At 55.9% G+C, this 13,790-nt stretch carries 15 protein-coding genes; 11 read left to right on the top strand and 4 right to left on the bottom strand.

Features of this window, described 5'->3' with window-relative positions; translation table 11 throughout:
* Nucleotide 1 precedes the first annotated feature (1 nt).
* The 3 genes from sucD to ABIE60_RS07400 all read left to right on the top strand — a co-directional run bounded on the left by sucD (nucleotide 2) and on the right by ABIE60_RS07400 (nucleotide 2,842).
* Nucleotides 2-883 carry a succinate--CoA ligase subunit alpha gene (gene sucD / locus ABIE60_RS07410; protein ID WP_091823358.1) on the top strand — a complete coding sequence of 294 codons (882 nt, stop codon included), beginning with the start codon at nucleotides 2-4 and terminating at the stop codon, nucleotides 881-883.
* Between the two features lie 114 nt (nucleotides 884-997).
* The gene (gene dbpA, locus ABIE60_RS07405; RefSeq protein ID WP_354468803.1) at nucleotides 998-2,374 is read left to right on the top strand and encodes an ATP-dependent RNA helicase DbpA; all 1,377 of its coding nucleotides are present in this window, start codon (nucleotides 998-1,000) and stop codon (nucleotides 2,372-2,374) included.
* Nucleotides 2,375-2,383: 9 nt separating this feature from the next.
* A complete protein-coding gene (locus tag ABIE60_RS07400) occupies nucleotides 2,384-2,842 on the top strand; it encodes a YaiI/YqxD family protein (protein WP_354468802.1) in 459 nt (152 codons plus the stop codon).
* Here the strand turns inward: ABIE60_RS07400 and ABIE60_RS07395 are convergent.
* A complete protein-coding gene (locus ABIE60_RS07395; RefSeq protein WP_354468801.1) occupies nucleotides 2,839-3,159 on the bottom strand; it encodes a DUF3301 domain-containing protein in 321 nt (106 codons plus the stop codon). The two genes, ABIE60_RS07400 and ABIE60_RS07395, sit on opposite strands and share 4 nt — an antisense overlap.
* Before the next feature lie 125 nt (nucleotides 3,160-3,284).
* Between ABIE60_RS07395 and ABIE60_RS07390 the strand changes: the two genes are divergently transcribed.
* From ABIE60_RS07390 to ABIE60_RS07365, 6 genes are all read left to right on the top strand, one after another.
* On the top strand, nucleotides 3,285-4,760 hold the full coding sequence (locus tag ABIE60_RS07390; protein ID WP_354468800.1) for a protein adenylyltransferase SelO: 1,476 nt from the start codon (nucleotides 3,285-3,287) through the stop codon (nucleotides 4,758-4,760).
* A gap of 86 nt (nucleotides 4,761-4,846) precedes the next feature.
* The gene (locus tag ABIE60_RS07385; RefSeq protein ID WP_354468799.1) at nucleotides 4,847-5,566 is read left to right on the top strand and encodes a DUF599 domain-containing protein; all 720 of its coding nucleotides are present in this window, start codon (nucleotides 4,847-4,849) and stop codon (nucleotides 5,564-5,566) included.
* On the top strand, nucleotides 5,563-6,048 hold the full coding sequence (locus tag ABIE60_RS07380) for a PaaI family thioesterase (RefSeq protein ID WP_354468798.1): 486 nt from the start codon (nucleotides 5,563-5,565) through the stop codon (nucleotides 6,046-6,048). The genes ABIE60_RS07385 and ABIE60_RS07380 overlap by 4 nt, the downstream gene beginning before the upstream one ends.
* On the top strand, nucleotides 6,032-6,493 hold the full coding sequence (locus ABIE60_RS07375; RefSeq protein ID WP_354468797.1) for a PaaI family thioesterase: 462 nt from the start codon (nucleotides 6,032-6,034) through the stop codon (nucleotides 6,491-6,493). The genes ABIE60_RS07380 and ABIE60_RS07375 overlap by 17 nt, the downstream gene beginning before the upstream one ends.
* Nucleotides 6,494-6,567: 74 nt before the next feature.
* Nucleotides 6,568-8,481 (top strand): molecular chaperone HtpG, encoded by a 1,914-nt coding sequence (gene htpG / locus ABIE60_RS07370; protein WP_354468796.1) that lies wholly within the window; start codon nucleotides 6,568-6,570, stop codon nucleotides 8,479-8,481.
* 125 nt (nucleotides 8,482-8,606) lie between these two features.
* Nucleotides 8,607-8,909 (top strand): c-type cytochrome, encoded by a 303-nt coding sequence (locus tag ABIE60_RS07365; protein WP_354468795.1) that lies wholly within the window; start codon nucleotides 8,607-8,609, stop codon nucleotides 8,907-8,909.
* Nucleotides 8,910-8,945: 36 nt separating this feature from the next.
* On the opposite strand, the gene ABIE60_RS07360 is transcribed toward ABIE60_RS07365, so the two are convergent.
* The gene (locus ABIE60_RS07360; protein WP_354468794.1) at nucleotides 8,946-10,163 is read right to left on the bottom strand and encodes an EAL and HDOD domain-containing protein; all 1,218 of its coding nucleotides are present in this window, start codon (nucleotides 10,161-10,163) and stop codon (nucleotides 8,946-8,948) included.
* A gap of 244 nt (nucleotides 10,164-10,407) precedes the next feature.
* On the opposite strand from ABIE60_RS07360, the gene ABIE60_RS07355 reads away from it, so the two are divergent.
* Nucleotides 10,408-11,301, top strand: coding sequence for a GGDEF domain-containing protein (locus ABIE60_RS07355; protein WP_354468793.1), 894 nt, complete (start codon nucleotides 10,408-10,410; stop codon nucleotides 11,299-11,301).
* A 19-nt stretch (nucleotides 11,302-11,320) separates the two neighbouring features.
* Here ABIE60_RS07355 and hisC read toward each other — a convergent pair whose 3' ends face one another.
* Nucleotides 11,321-12,382 carry a histidinol-phosphate transaminase gene (hisC, locus tag ABIE60_RS07350; RefSeq protein WP_354468792.1) on the bottom strand — a complete coding sequence of 354 codons (1,062 nt, stop codon included), beginning with the start codon at nucleotides 12,380-12,382 and terminating at the stop codon, nucleotides 11,321-11,323.
* 90 nt (nucleotides 12,383-12,472) lie between these two features.
* Entirely contained in the window at nucleotides 12,473-13,000 is a 528-nt protein-coding gene (locus tag ABIE60_RS07345; protein ID WP_354468791.1) for a MarR family winged helix-turn-helix transcriptional regulator, read from the bottom strand.
* 270 nt (nucleotides 13,001-13,270) lie between these two features.
* Here ABIE60_RS07345 and ectA point away from each other — a divergent pair, with 270 nt between their 5' ends.
* Entirely contained in the window at nucleotides 13,271-13,783 is a 513-nt protein-coding gene (gene ectA / locus ABIE60_RS07340) for a diaminobutyrate acetyltransferase (protein WP_354468790.1), read from the top strand.
* The last annotated feature ends 7 nt before the right edge of the window (nucleotides 13,784-13,790 follow it).

Genomic DNA, 13,790 nt, shown 5'->3' with positions numbered 1-13,790 from the left:
CATGGCCGTTCTGATCAACAAAGATACCAAAGTCATCTGTCAGGGCTTTACCGGTGGCCAGGGTACTTTCCACTCTGAGCAGGCGATTGCCTACGGTACCAAAATGGTCGGCGGTGTAACGCCGGGCAAGGGCGGTACTGAGCACCTGGGCCTGCCGGTGTTCAACACCGTCAAGGAAGCCGTAGAAGCGACTGGCGCCGAAGCGTCTGTTATCTACGTACCGGCTCCTTTCTGCAAGGACTCCATCCTGGAAGCGGCCAATGCCGGCATCAAGCTGATCGTCTGCATCACTGAGCACATTCCGGTAATGGACATGCTGCAGTGCAAGGTCAAGTGTGATGAGCTGGGCGTGCGCCTGATCGGCCCGAACTGCCCGGGCGTTATCACTCCGGGAGAGTGCAAGATCGGCATCATGCCGGGCCACATCCACCTGCCGGGTAAAGTGGGTATCGTATCCCGTTCCGGTACTCTGACCTATGAAGCGGTCAAGCAGACCACTGACGCCGGCTTCGGTCAGTCTACCTGTGTTGGTATCGGTGGTGACCCGATTCCGGGCTCCAACTTCATCGATATTCTGGAAATGTTCCAGAACGATCCGCAGACTGAAGCGATCGTGATGATCGGTGAGATCGGCGGTTCTGCCGAGGAAGAAGCGGCTGCCTACATCAAGGCAAACGTAACCAAGCCGGTTGTTTCCTACATCGCGGGTGTTACTGCACCTCCGGGCAAGCGCATGGGCCACGCTGGTGCGATCATCTCCGGTGGCAAGGGTACTGCAGACGAGAAGTTTGCCGCTCTTGAAGACGCTGGTGTGAAGACTGTTCGCTCCCTGGCCGATATCGGCAAGGCACTGTCTGAAGTGACCGGTTGGGCAATGAAGTAAGAGCCTTCGGGTTTCTTTCAAAAAGGCAGCTTCGGCTGCCTTTTTTGTTTCCGTGCGCCCCTATCCGCCCTCTGCTAGAATGCGCCTTCAGAAACACATTCCGAAGGTATTCCCTTGAGTCAACATCCCTTTTCAGTCCTGCCGTTGCGTGCCGAGCTGCTGGACAATCTCGCCTCGCTTGATTATCACCTGATGACACCGATCCAGCATGAAAGTCTCCCCGTGATTCTTGAGGGCAAGGATCTTATCGCTCAGGGAAGGACCGGTTCAGGCAAGACGGCGGCCTTCGGTCTGGGTGTGCTGCAGCAGCTTGACCCCACACGTTTTCATGTTCAGGTACTGGTGCTCTGCCCGACCCGTGAGTTGGCTGATCAGGTTGCACAGGAGCTGCGTCGTCTTGCGCGTCAGATCCCCAATGTCAAAACGCTGACATTGTGCGGAGGGCAGCCGCTGGGACCACAGATTGGCTCACTGGAGCATGGTGCTCATATCGTTGTCGGTACCCCGGGGCGTCTTGAAGAACACCTGCGCAAAGGCACTCTCAAACTGGACAGGTTACAGGTGCTGGTGCTGGATGAAGCCGATCGCATGCTGGAAATGGGTTTCCAGACGGCTGTGGATGCCATTGTTGATCAGACACCGACGGAACGTCAGAGCCTGCTGTTCAGTGCGACCTATCCGCGTGAAATTGAAGCGATTGCCAGCCGCATTTTGACCAACCCTGTTCGGGTAGAAGTGGCTTCATTGCATCAGTCCGGCAGCATCCGCCAGCATTTTCATCGCGTTGCTGAAGAGGAGCGTCAGGCGGCCTTGACGGCACTGCTCTACCATTATCGTCCGGTATCGGCAGTGGTGTTCTGCAATACCAAACAGGAAGTGCGTGAGCTGGAATCAGCCTTGCAGCAGGAAGGGATTGCGGCCGTTGCACTGCATGGTGATCTTGATCAGCGCCAGCGTGATCAGACGCTGGTGCGGTTCTCCAATCAAAGCGCTTCGGTGTTAGTGGCCACCGACGTTGCAGCCAGGGGGCTGGATATCGAAGGGCTTGATCTGGTGGTCAACTATCGCCCCGCCAAGGAGTCTCAGGTTCATGTACATCGCATTGGACGCACCGGTCGTGCCGGCCAGAGTGGTGTGGCCGTAACCCTGTTCAGCGACCGGGAAGGTCACAAGCTTGCGGGCATAGAAGCCCAGCTGGATATGATTGCCACCGAAGAGCCCTTGCCCGCTGCACGTGCTGATGGCAGTTATCGTCCACCGATGGCAACGCTGCAACTTGATATCGGCAAAAAACAGAAGATCCGTCCCGGAGATGTGTTGGGGGCACTGACCAGTGGCGAGGGTATTCAGGGTGATGAAGTCGGCAAGATTCGTGTGTTTGATTTCTGTACCTATGTAGCGGTCAGTCGTCCGGCGGCGAAAGAAGCGGTGCGCAAGCTGTCTCAGGGCAAGATCAAGGGTCGCAGTTGCCGTGTACGTCAGTTGCGCTGAGGGGGATTCATGAAAATCTGGGTCGATGCCGATGCCTGTCCGGTGGTGATCAAGGAGATACTGTTCAGAGCGGCCGATCGGACCGGGCTGGAGCTGACGCTGATTGCCAATCACGCACTCAAGGTTCCGCCAGCGGCCAATATCCGCGCGATTCAGGTATCCGGTGGGTTTGATGTGGCTGACCACGAGATTGTGCGCCGTTGTGACGCGGGTGATCTGGTGATTACCAGTGACATACCATTGGCTGCAGAGCTGTTGGGCAAGGGGGCTATGGCCTTGACGCCACGAGGCGAGCAGTTTACGGCAGAAAACATTCGTGCCCGGCTGAATATTCGTGATTTCATGGAGACAATGCGCGCCAGCGGCGTGCAAAGCGGTGGCCCGGCGGCCATGAGTCAGTCGGACCGTCAGGCTTTTGCCAATCAGCTCGACCGACTGATCAGCAAGGCGCTGCGAAGCAAGGGCTAACCGATACGGTGAGGCTGGAGTTCAAACCCCAGTATCCGGCGTCCGCTCAGGCGGACCTGGCCGTTATAGCGTTCATCTCCGGTCGAAGTAAAACTGAACTGGTAACAGCGCTCCAGTTCGAGACGCCCGTGCAGGCTACGCCTCGGCTTCATGCTTTTCAGGGCAATACTCTCGTCGAGCAGCTGCACATCCTGTTGCTGGCAGTAGGCCCTTACCTGACGCGTGGCATGCTCGCGTATTTTCAGGTTCTGCCACCACGCCATACAGAGTGTGGCCGTTAGTGCCAGCCAGAACAGATCAGACAGCTCAATCCACATCGGGGTCTCCTTCAGGAGCCACCATGATACCAGCCGTTCCGTTAAAAATAACCCTGCTAAACTGATGGGTGAAAATACCTGATCAAAATGCTAGGTTAATGGCATTGGATGTTACGGGGGTGATCATGTCCTATCTGCAAGGCTTTGAAGGGCTGGTGTTTGACAACAGCTATGCACGTTTGCCACAACACTGGTTTCAGTCGACACGCATCTGTCCTCTGAAACATGTCCATCTGATCAGTTTCAATCCGCCGGTTGCACGTCAACTGGGCCTGGACCCCTGTGGAGTCAGCCCGTCTGCATTGGCACGGGTGTGTGGTGGTGAGGTCGAATGGCCCGGTACAGAGCCGCTGGCGATGAAGTATACCGGCCATCAGTTTGGAAGTTACAACCCGGATCTGGGGGATGGGCGTGGTTTGTTGTTGGGCGAGGTTATAGGCCCGGGTGGTGAACGGCTTGATCTGCATCTCAAGGGGGCCGGCAAGACCGCCTTCTCCCGTTTCGGTGACGGTCGAGCGGTGTTGCGTTCCAGTATTCGGGAATACCTTGCTTCAGAAGCGATGTCTGGTCTGGGCATTCCGACCACGCGTGCGTTGTGCCTGCTCGGCAGCGAAGAGTACACCCTGCGTAACGGCATGGAGCCATGTGCCATGCTGTTGCGTGTCACCTCAAGCCACATCCGTTTCGGACACTTCGAGTATTTCTATTACAGTGGTCAGCATGATGACCTCCGTCGTCTGGCCCGGTACTGCATCGATCGCCATTATCCGCAGCTGGAGTCAGCTGAGCAGCCAGTGGCAGAGATGTTTGCCGAAGTGGTTCGGCGCAGTGCTGAGCTGGTGGCGTTGTGGCAGGCCTATGGTTTTGTCCATGGGGTGCTGAATACCGACAACATGTCGATTATTGGTGAAACCTTCGACTATGGTCCATTCACGTTCATGGACCACTATGAACCGGACCATGTGGCCAACAAAAATGATCATGCAGGGCGTTACGCCTTTTCACGTCAGCCCTCAATTGTGTTGTGGAACCTGGCAGCACTGGCGCAGGCACTGCTGCCGCTGGTTGAAAGATCAAGGCTGGAAGCTGAGCTGGATCGCTTCGAGGCACTCTATGAGGCCGCAAAGCTGAAGCGCATGCAGGCACGACTGGGTCTGCAGTCGTCCCGGCCGGAAGATGCCGGCCTGATCGCAAGGCTGGAAGCGATATGGGCTGAGCAGCGCATGGATCACAACCGATTTCTGCGGCTGTTGTGTGGATGGCGGCCGGAAGATGCCTCGTCTACCAACAGCCTGCTTGCGCTGGCGGTGCAGGAGAAGGCTGTTGTGGACTGGTTGCAGCAATACCAGCTGCGCCTTGAACAAGAGGTGGCCAGTACTCCGATCCGCCAGGCACAGATGCGTTCGGTCAACCCGCGCTATATCCTGCGTAACTACATGGCGGAAGAGGTGATCCGCGAAGCGCACCAGGGCGACTATGGTCCACTGAATGGGTTGCTGCCATTACTGCGCCACCCCGGTGACGAGCATGCCGAATTCAGTGCCTATGCCGATGCTCCACCGGACTGGGCTGCCGCGATCCATCTGACCTGTTCTTCCTGATGCTCGGGAACGGCGCTGCAGACAGAGGGCCTCATTCCCTGTAGATTAAGGGTTTGAAATCAAGGCACTGAGTCACAGGTCCGGTTATGGAAAAACTACTGCTGCTGATCCAAAACAATTGGCTGAATGCATTTGCGATCGCCTGGTTTCTGTTCTGCTTTCGTGGCTATATGTATTACGCTGCCAGCCGTGCCAAGCACACGTCCTGCCTGGTCAGCATGCTGCACATGTACCGAACCGAATGGATGCTGCGCATGATGACGCGTGAAGTGCGTATCGCTGATACCACGGCCATCGCCAACCTTGAGCGTACGGTTGCCTTCTTTGCCTCGACCACCATACTGGTGCTTGCGGGTCTGATTACGGTGATGAGCTCAGCCGAAAAGGCGATCAATCTTGTGCAGGATCTGCCATTTGTCGTGGTCGCCACCCGGCAGGAGTGGGAACTTAAGCTACTGCTTCTGATCGTGCTGTTCATCTACGCTTTCTTCAAGTTTACCTGGAGCCTGCGTCAGTATGGTTTTGTATCGGTGATGATTGGTGCCGCACCCCTGCCGGCGGAAAACCCGTCTGAAAAACAGGTACGTGCCCACGCCGAGCGCATTGCCACCATGGCCTCCATGGCCGCAAACAACTTCAACCTTGGTTTGCGTACCTACTATTTCAGCATTGCCGTGCTGGGCTGGTTCATGAATGCCTGGGGCTTCATGCTGCTGACAACGGTGATTGTCTTTGTGCTGTACCGACGGGAATTCACCTCCACCACGCTGCAGACCTTAACCATGAGCAGTGGAGCGGAGAAATGACGCAAGGGGAATATGCTGGGCGCTGCACACGGTTTCTGAACGCCCAGCCTCATATGATGAAACTGGGCATCCGCCTGATACAGGCGGAAAAGGGGCGTGCTGTACTGGTGTTGCCGGTGCAGCCGCAACTGATCAGCCCGGTACTGGATACCTACCTGCACGGCGGTGTACTGACCACACTGGTGGATGCCGCCAGCAGTGTTTCGACGTTGTGTGCCCTGGATCGGTTTGAGCTCTGTCCGACACTGGATCTGCGCATCGACCATATGCGCACTCCGGCCCAGAGTCAGCCCCTCTACGTTAGCGCAGAATGCTACCGCGTGACCCGCAGCGTGCTGTTCACGCGCGCGTCTGTCTATCAGGACGACCCCGAACGGCCCGTTGCCTATGCCATCGCCACATTCATGCGGCCTGAAGGCGGCAGCACCGAGTCCGAGTTTCGTCGCCTGATTGAAGGAGGGGACAATGCAACAACTGCTTGAGCTGGTGCGTCAGGCACAGGAAAGTGGAGATTATCAGCCGCTGGTCGATCTGATCCCCTATGCGCGGGTATTGGGTGTGCAGTGTGAATGTTATGGTGAGGAGATTATCTTTCGACTGCCGGCCAACCCCGGCAACATAGGCAATCCCACCATTCCTGCCATTCACGGAGGTGTGATTGCATCCTTCATGGAATTGACAGCGCTGTTCCAGCTCACCCTGCAGCTGCCGCAGCCGGGGCTGGCCAAGATTATCGACTTCTCACTGGATTACATGCGGGCGGGGCTTGATAGGGACACGTTCGCCATTTGTGATGTCAGCCGGCAGGGGCGTCGAGTCGGCAACTGCTCGGTACTGGCCTGGCAGGAACGCAAAAGCAAACCGATTGCACAGGCGCGTGCACATTTTCTGCTGGATGCCGGTACTTTAACCCCTGTTGATCGATAAGCGCTTGAAATCCCGGGACGGGCCCCCATATCCGAAACGTTGAACGTTAGTTTTCGGAGGTAGATAAGCCCGCCATGAGCACAGAAACTCAGAAAGAGACACTCGGTTTCCAGACAGAAGTCAAACAGCTTCTGAACCTGATGATCCATTCCCTCTATTCAAACAAGGAGATCTTCCTGCGTGAGCTGATCTCCAACGCCTCGGATGCGTCCGAAAAACTGCGTTTTGAAGCGTTGCACAACGATGCGCTGTATGAAGGGAACCCGGATCTGGATATCCGCATTGAATTCGATAAAGACGCTGGAACCGTCAGCATCGAAGACCGCGGCATTGGTATGAGCCGTCAGGATGTGATTGAGCACCTGGGGACAATTGCCAAGTCCGGTACGGCCAGCTTTTTGTCCAACCTTACCGGAGATCAGGCCAAAGACAGTCAGCTGATCGGCCAGTTCGGTGTCGGTTTCTATTCCGCATTCATTGTGGCCGAGCGTGTTGATGTCTATACCCGTCGTGCCGGTGAGCCCGCCGAGAACGGTGTGCATTGGTCGTCTGCCGGCGAGGGTGAATTTACCGTTGGCAGCATCAACAAACCCACCCGTGGCACCCGTATCGTACTCAAGCTCAAAGAGGGTGAAGAAGAGTTTGCCGATGGCTGGCGTCTGCGCTCACTGGTGCGCAAGTATTCTGATCATATCTCCATTCCGGTCAAAATGCTGAAAGAGGAGCCGCCGGCAGAAGAGGGCGAGGAGAGGACCGAGCAGAAAGCCGAGCTGGAAAGTGTCAACTCGGCCACTGCACTCTGGACGCGTAGCAAGTCCGACCTGACGGACGAGGAGTACCAGGAGTTCTACAAGCATATTTCGCATGACTTTGCAGATGCCTTGACCTGGTCACACAACAAGGTTGAAGGCAACCTGGAATATACCAGCCTGTTGTATGTGCCGGAAAACGCGCCATACGACCTTTGGAACCGCGAAGCGCCGCGTGGACTGAAGCTGTATGTGCAGCGCGTGTTTATCATGGATCAGGCAGACCAGTTCCTGCCGTTGTACCTGCGCTTCATCAAGGGTGTGGTCGACAGCAACAACCTGTCACTGAACGTGTCCCGCGAGATTTTGCAGAAAGACCCCAACGTCGACAAGCTGCGCTCAGCGCTGACCAAGCGCGTGCTGGATATGCTGTCGAAGCTGGCTAAAAACGATGCCGACAAGTACGCCAAGTTCTGGACTACCTTCGGTCAGGTCATCAAAGAGGGGCCGGCCGAGGACTACGCCAACCGTGACAAGATCCTCAAGCTGCTGCGCTTTGCCTCAACCCACAGCGGCAATGCCGAGCAGAGCGTTTCGCTGGAAGACTATGTCACTCGCATGAAGGAAGGTCAGAAAAAGATCTACTACATCGTTGCTGACAGCTTCAATACCGCCAAAAACAGCCCGCATCTTGAAGTCTTCCGCAAGAAAGAGATCGAAGTGCTGCTCCTGTCCGAGCGTATTGATGAATGGATGATGGGGCAGTTGTTCGATTTCGATGGCCACAGCTTCCAGGATGTTACCAAGGGTGAGCTGGACTTGGGTGAGACCGAAAGCGAAGAAGAAAAGAAAAAGCTCGAAGAGGTGGCGAAAGAACACGAAGGGCTGGTGGAGCGTCTGAATAAGGTACTGGCTGATCGTGTCGACTCCATCCGCATCACCCATCGTTTGACCGAATCACCGGCCTGTCTGGTGATCGGTGACTACGATATGGGGCTGCAGATGCGTCGCATCATGGAGGCTGCGGGCCAGAAAGTGCCTGACACCAAGCCGATCTTCGAGATTAACCCGGAACACCCGCTGATCGACAAGCTGGACAAGGAGCCGGATGAAGAGCGTTTTGGTGAACTTGCGCTGGTACTGTTTGACCAGGCGGGGCTGGCGGCAGGTGCTGCGCTGGATGACCCGGCCAGCTATGTGTCACGGCTCAACAAGCTGTTGCTTGAGCTGAGCCGTTGATAGCGGGAGATTGTATGAGCAAAGCGGACGGCCTCGTGCCGTCCGTTTTTTTATCTGTTCCGGATCAAGGACATTTCCATATTGAGGTTGTATGCTGTGCTCAATTAACGAAATGGAGATCTCCCATGAAACCTCTGCTTGCCATCACTGCTGCAACCCTGCTGTCTCTTCCGCTGAGCGTTCAGGCCATGAGTGCCGATGAAGTGGTACAAAAACACTGTGTTGCCTGTCATCAGGCCGGGCTGGGTGGAGCGCCCAAAATGGACGACAAGGCTGCCTGGGCACCAAGAATTGCAACCGGTGTGGATGCGATGACCGCTACCGTGCTGGCAGGCAAGGGGGCCATGCCGCCAAAAGGGACCTGTGGCAGCTGCAGTGAAGATGAAATCCGGGCTGCTGTTGAAGCGATGACGTCACCACTGCAGTAATTCTGCAACCTGTAGGCGAGCACTCAGGCGACGTGATCAGCTCTGTGTGCTCATCAACTGCATGGACTCGTGAGTCCATTCCAGGCTACTCAGATAGCATGCCTGCATCGCCTCCATCCGAATCAAATCCCTGCTCTCCCACTCGCCCTGCATGAACTGCCTCACCTGATGCAGAAGCGTGCCCAGCGGTGAGTCGTCACCTTTGAGTGCACCCTTGATACTGTCGCTGACATCGACCTGAGACAGGATGTCATCGCGGCTGATGTTGAGCAGGGCGTCAAGGTGTACCAGAAGCCCGGCCATGAAGGCCTGCTCTGCATCCACATCGGCAGCAGGGGTGGCAACCAGTTCCGACATGCGTGCCAGCAGCAGAATTTGCCGTGTCAGTTCTGACGGTTTGCCGTAGTTGTCGGCCAGTGCAATGAGTGAGATCCACTTCTTCAGCTGGTTCATGCCGAGGTAGATCAGCGCTTCCTGCAGGCTGCTGACCTCGCGCCTGAGGCCGAAGGCGGAAGAGTTGACCAGCCGCAGCAGTTTGTAGGTCAGGGCCGGATCTCGCTCGATCAGCTGTTTGAGCGTTTCGACCTGTACGTCCGGGTCGTTCAGCGCGCTGAGCAACTGCATCAGAATCAGCTTGTTGCCTTGTGGGCTCTGGCCTTTCAGCAGTTCGGGCTTGCTGAAAAAGTAGCCCTGGAACAGGCTGAAGCCCAGTTCTCGACAAAAGGCATACTCTTCATGTGTTTCGACTTTTTCGGCCAGCAGGCTGACCTTGAAACGCTTCAACAGCGCTACCTGTTCCTTCAGCTGTGACTCGTTAAGAGCGCGTATATCCACTTTGACGATGTCGGCGATATCCAGCAGGGGATCGAAGCTTTCATCGTAAATGAAATCATCCAGTGCGATGCGGTAGCCTGCTTCAGCATGCCGTCGGGCAGCCTGTATCAGCTCGGGGCTGGCAACACTGTCTTCGAGAATTTCGATTACCATTTCCTGTGGCGGTACGGGCGGCAGGCTGTCGGCTTCCAGCATTTGCTGGGTGAAATTGACGAAAGCGGGCAGAATGCGCAGGCTGCCTGCCTCACAGATACTGGTGTAGGAGTGCAGAATGACGCGGCTGCTCGCCTGATCACCACTGATCAGTGGCAGTGGGTTGATCCCGTCTTCGCTGCGATAAAGCAGCTCATAGGCTACAACCTTCAGATCCAGATTGAATATGGGTTGGCGGGCCATCAGGATTTTGGTGCTGTCAGTCATGTGCAGCCTCTATGTGTCGCCTTTGGGGGCTGTTAGTCCTTTAATAGTGATGCCTGCAGGCAACAGTTAACATTGTCATGCAGGTTGCACTCAAGCTCAAGTGTTCGCTGCGCTTGAGTTCTGTTCTGGATCATGAGTTGATGCAGGGATTGCATACCGACCCCGTATCGGGGGTATTATCGGTCAGAGAAGTAATCGGCCCGCCGCCCGGGTGAGGCATTAACCGCATGTCTGGAGAGATAAGATGACAACGGATGCAACCGAGGCTCGTTACACGGCATTGCTGCAGGTCTGTCAGGACCCGTTGCTGATTCTGGATGGTGAACGGATTGTGGAAGCCGTGCCGGGCAGTGCCGGCTGGGTACAGCCCGATCAGATGAAAGGCAAGAGACTGTCGGACTTTCTGGCTGAGGATCTGCTGATTCAGGTCCGGTCCATGATTGAGCGGGCCCAGCGCGAGGAGGCTCCAGTGCAGCATGATTACCAGTTGCGGCCAGAGCACCTGCCTGAGCTAAGGGCGCTGGGGCTGCATGAGGCGCTTTGGTATCGCGGCAGCTGGGTCGCAACCGCCACGGGCGAGGTAATCTGGAGTGCGCGGGATATCACGGCACAGAAAAGGCTTGAACGGAAACTGTCGCACCAGGCTCAGCGAGATCCGCTGACCGGCGCCTATAATCGTCGTGCGCTGGTGCCGGTGCTTGAAGTATCGGTTGCCCAGGCGCTGCGTTATGACGGTGCAAGCAGCATGTTGTTGATCGATATTGACAACTTCAGTGACATCAACGAGCAGCATGGCTGGGATGCTGGTGATCAGGTGCTGCAGCATACGGTTTCCGAATTGCATCGGCTCAAGCGCACCTCCGACTTTGTGGCCCGCTACAGTGATGATCAGCTGGTGATGGTGCTGCCTGAAACCAATCATGAACAGGCAATGCTGGCTGGCGAGCGCATGCGTTCAGCGGTAGAGGCGCTTGAAGTTCCCTATCCGACGGGTAATCTGGGCTGGACAGTCAGTGTGGGTGTGGCCTCTGCGCTCAATCTGGAAGATGATGCGGTAAGTGTGTTGCGCCGTGCCCATGAGCACCTGCTGATTGCACAGCACAGTGGCGCCAATCGCGTCGAGGGAGAGGCGCTCTGAAACAGAGCGCCTTTGGCAACTAAAGTGCCGGGTGGTTGCGCAGGCAGTCGATCAATGCCTGCATCTGCGTTTCTGTACCGATGGTGATACGCAGGTGGTTGTCGATACCCGGTTTGGTGAAGTGCCGCACCAGAATTCGATTGTCCCTCAGGTATTGCATCAGTTCGGCCCCGGCCGCTTTTGGGTGGCTGGCAAACACGAAGTTGGTGTGTGATGGCAGCACATCAAAGCCCAGAGCTGTCAGCTGTGTCGTGGTCCAGTCTCGGGTTGCGATAATCTGTTGGCAGCGCTGCTTGAAGTACGTTTGATCCTCCAGTGCAGCAATGGCGCTTTGCTGTGCCAGCATATCCAGCGGGTAGGAGTTGAAGCTGTTCTTGACCCGCTCCAGCCCATCTATCAATTCTGCCTGGCCATAGGCAAAACCGACCCGCATCCCCGCCAGTGAGCGTGACTTGGAAAATGTCTGGGTAACCAGCAGGTTGGGGAACTCATTCACCAGCGCGGTGGCACTTTCAGCACCGAAGTCCACGTAGGCTTCATCCACAACGACAACAGATTCCGTGTTGCGCTCAAGCAGGCGTCGGATTTCACTTAAGGGCACGGAAATGCCGGTAGGGGCGTTGGGGTTGGCAAAAATGATACCGCCATTGCTGCCCTGATAATCATCGAGGTTGATGCTGTAGTCGGCGTGCAGAGGTATGTGGCGGGCCTCGATACCAAACAGATCGATATACACGTTGTAAAAACTGTAGGTGGTTTGCGGCAGCAACAGCGGTTGGTTCTGGCGCAGAAAGGTCATGAAGGCGAGCGCCAGTACTTCATCGGAGCCATTGCCAACAAACACCTGTTCCGGTTGCAGCCCCTGATCGGTGGCAAGCGCCTGCTTGAGTGCCTGACAGTCAGGGTCCGGGTAGAGGCGCAGTCGTTCGGCGTCAAACGCGGCAATCACCTGCTGCACGCCCGGCGCTGGAGGATAGGGGTTTTCATTGGTGTTGAGCTTGATAAGGCCATCAACCTTGGGCTGCTCCCCGGGTGTATAGGGGGTCAGCGACTGGATGGCCGGGCTCCAGAATTTACTCATGCTCGGACTGCCCTGCAGCAATTGAATTTAAGGCTGCATGATAACAGAGCCGGCAGATTGGAAGAAATGACGCGCGTTGAATGCGCGGTCTCAGTTCTTCAGTGGGCTCTGTTCATCACGCAGATAGTCGGGGACACCGCTGTCGGTGGAACGGTCCAGCGCGCCGATGTCGAGCATCGGGGCCGCATCGATGTGGTGTGCTCCCAGAATGTGGGATACGCGCTCCAGCGAGGCAACGATCATCGACTGTTCCCAATCGTGCATATCCTCGAACTCGCGGATAAAGGTGTCCTGCAAAGTGGCAGGTGCGGACTTGAGCAGTTCCAGACCCGCTTCAGTAGGGCAGGCCAGTACCTTGCGCTTATCGGTATGGCTGCGTTCGCGGCGTACCAGTTCCTTGCGCTCAAGTCGGTCAAGAATGCTGGTAACGGTTGCCTGTGCCAGGTTCATCTCCTTGGCCAGCATGCCGATGGTCAAGGGGCCATTGATGCGCAGCGTCTGCATGACCATCAATTGTGGCATGGTGAGCCCGGTCAGCCGGCTCAGGTGTTTGTCGTGCAGGTCGGTGGCACGAATGATCTGGCGCAACAGCACCAGTGCGTCCTGACTCTTTTCCATAGCGCTCAGCAGATCTCCGGAAGCAGGTGTGAACTGATCGCGCTTTTTAGCCTGATTCGTAAAGTATTGCAAAATAAGTTTGTCACTCCTTGTTAAGTATTTTGTAATGCAAAGCAATGCAAGATATCAGGTTTTATAGTGTTGAGAGGCTTGAAAGGCGCTCAAATGGACTAATATGTATAAAGCATCACGATGACTTCTGAGCTTGCAATGCCATTCTAGATGTGTTTTATAATAAAAACCATAGCAATACGAAATAAATCAAATACTATGGAATCTGACATTATTACTCTGCGTAAACCCAAGGCCACAGATGGCTACGCCCTATATAAGCTGGTGGAGCGTTGTGCTCCACTTGATCCCAACTCCGTCTACTGCAACCTGCTTCAGTGCAGCGACTTCGCTGACACGGCGGTAGCGGCGGAAGACGAAAACGGTGAACTGGTCGGTTTTATTTCCGGCTACCGTCCGCCCAGTCGTCCGGACACGCTGTTTGTCTGGCAGGTGGCAGTCGACTCACGTTGTCGCGGTAAAAAGCTGGGCCAGAAAATGCTGTTCGAGCTGGCCGAGCGTCTGGCGCCTGAAGGGGTTCGTTTTATCGAAACCACCATCACGCCCGGTAACGTCGCCTCGGAAACTCTTTTTGCTCGCGTGTTTGCGGCCTTGTCAGCGCCGGTTGAGCGCTCGGTCCTGTTCTCACGTGATGAGCACTTTGAAGGCAAGCACGATGATGAAGTGCTGTACCGTGCCGGTCCTTTCAAGCTCACTCCCCCGAATGCATAACCAGGAG

Source organism: Marinobacterium sp. MBR-109, from assembly GCF_040547565.1.
Classification (GTDB): Bacteria; Pseudomonadota; Gammaproteobacteria; order Pseudomonadales; family Balneatricaceae; genus Marinobacterium.
Note: the sequence above shows the minus strand (reverse complement) of the source record. Positions and strands in the feature narration are given on the sequence as shown.

Coding starts and splice junctions, on each gene's coding strand:
- ABIE60_RS07400 (WP_354468802.1), top strand. CDS start 2,384: ATGAAAATCTGGGTCGATGCCGATGCCTGTCCGGTGGTGATCAAGGAG.
- ectA (WP_354468790.1), top strand. CDS start 13,271: ATGGAATCTGACATTATTACTCTGCGTAAACCCAAGGCCACAGATGGC.
- ABIE60_RS07390 (WP_354468800.1), top strand. CDS start 3,285: ATGTCCTATCTGCAAGGCTTTGAAGGGCTGGTGTTTGACAACAGCTAT.
- ABIE60_RS07365 (WP_354468795.1), top strand. CDS start 8,607: ATGAAACCTCTGCTTGCCATCACTGCTGCAACCCTGCTGTCTCTTCCG.
- ABIE60_RS07395 (WP_354468801.1), bottom strand. CDS start 3,159: ATGTGGATTGAGCTGTCTGATCTGTTCTGGCTGGCACTAACGGCCACA.
- sucD (WP_091823358.1), top strand. CDS start 2: ATGGCCGTTCTGATCAACAAAGATACCAAAGTCATCTGTCAGGGCTTT.
- htpG (WP_354468796.1), top strand. CDS start 6,568: ATGAGCACAGAAACTCAGAAAGAGACACTCGGTTTCCAGACAGAAGTC.
- ABIE60_RS07355 (WP_354468793.1), top strand. CDS start 10,408: ATGACAACGGATGCAACCGAGGCTCGTTACACGGCATTGCTGCAGGTC.
- ABIE60_RS07385 (WP_354468799.1), top strand. CDS start 4,847: ATGGAAAAACTACTGCTGCTGATCCAAAACAATTGGCTGAATGCATTT.
- ABIE60_RS07375 (WP_354468797.1), top strand. CDS start 6,032: ATGCAACAACTGCTTGAGCTGGTGCGTCAGGCACAGGAAAGTGGAGAT.
- ABIE60_RS07360 (WP_354468794.1), bottom strand. CDS start 10,163: ATGACTGACAGCACCAAAATCCTGATGGCCCGCCAACCCATATTCAAT.
- ABIE60_RS07380 (WP_354468798.1), top strand. CDS start 5,563: ATGACGCAAGGGGAATATGCTGGGCGCTGCACACGGTTTCTGAACGCC.
- ABIE60_RS07345 (WP_354468791.1), bottom strand. CDS start 13,000: ATGGAAAAGAGTCAGGACGCACTGGTGCTGTTGCGCCAGATCATTCGT.
- hisC (WP_354468792.1), bottom strand. CDS start 12,382: ATGAGTAAATTCTGGAGCCCGGCCATCCAGTCGCTGACCCCCTATACA.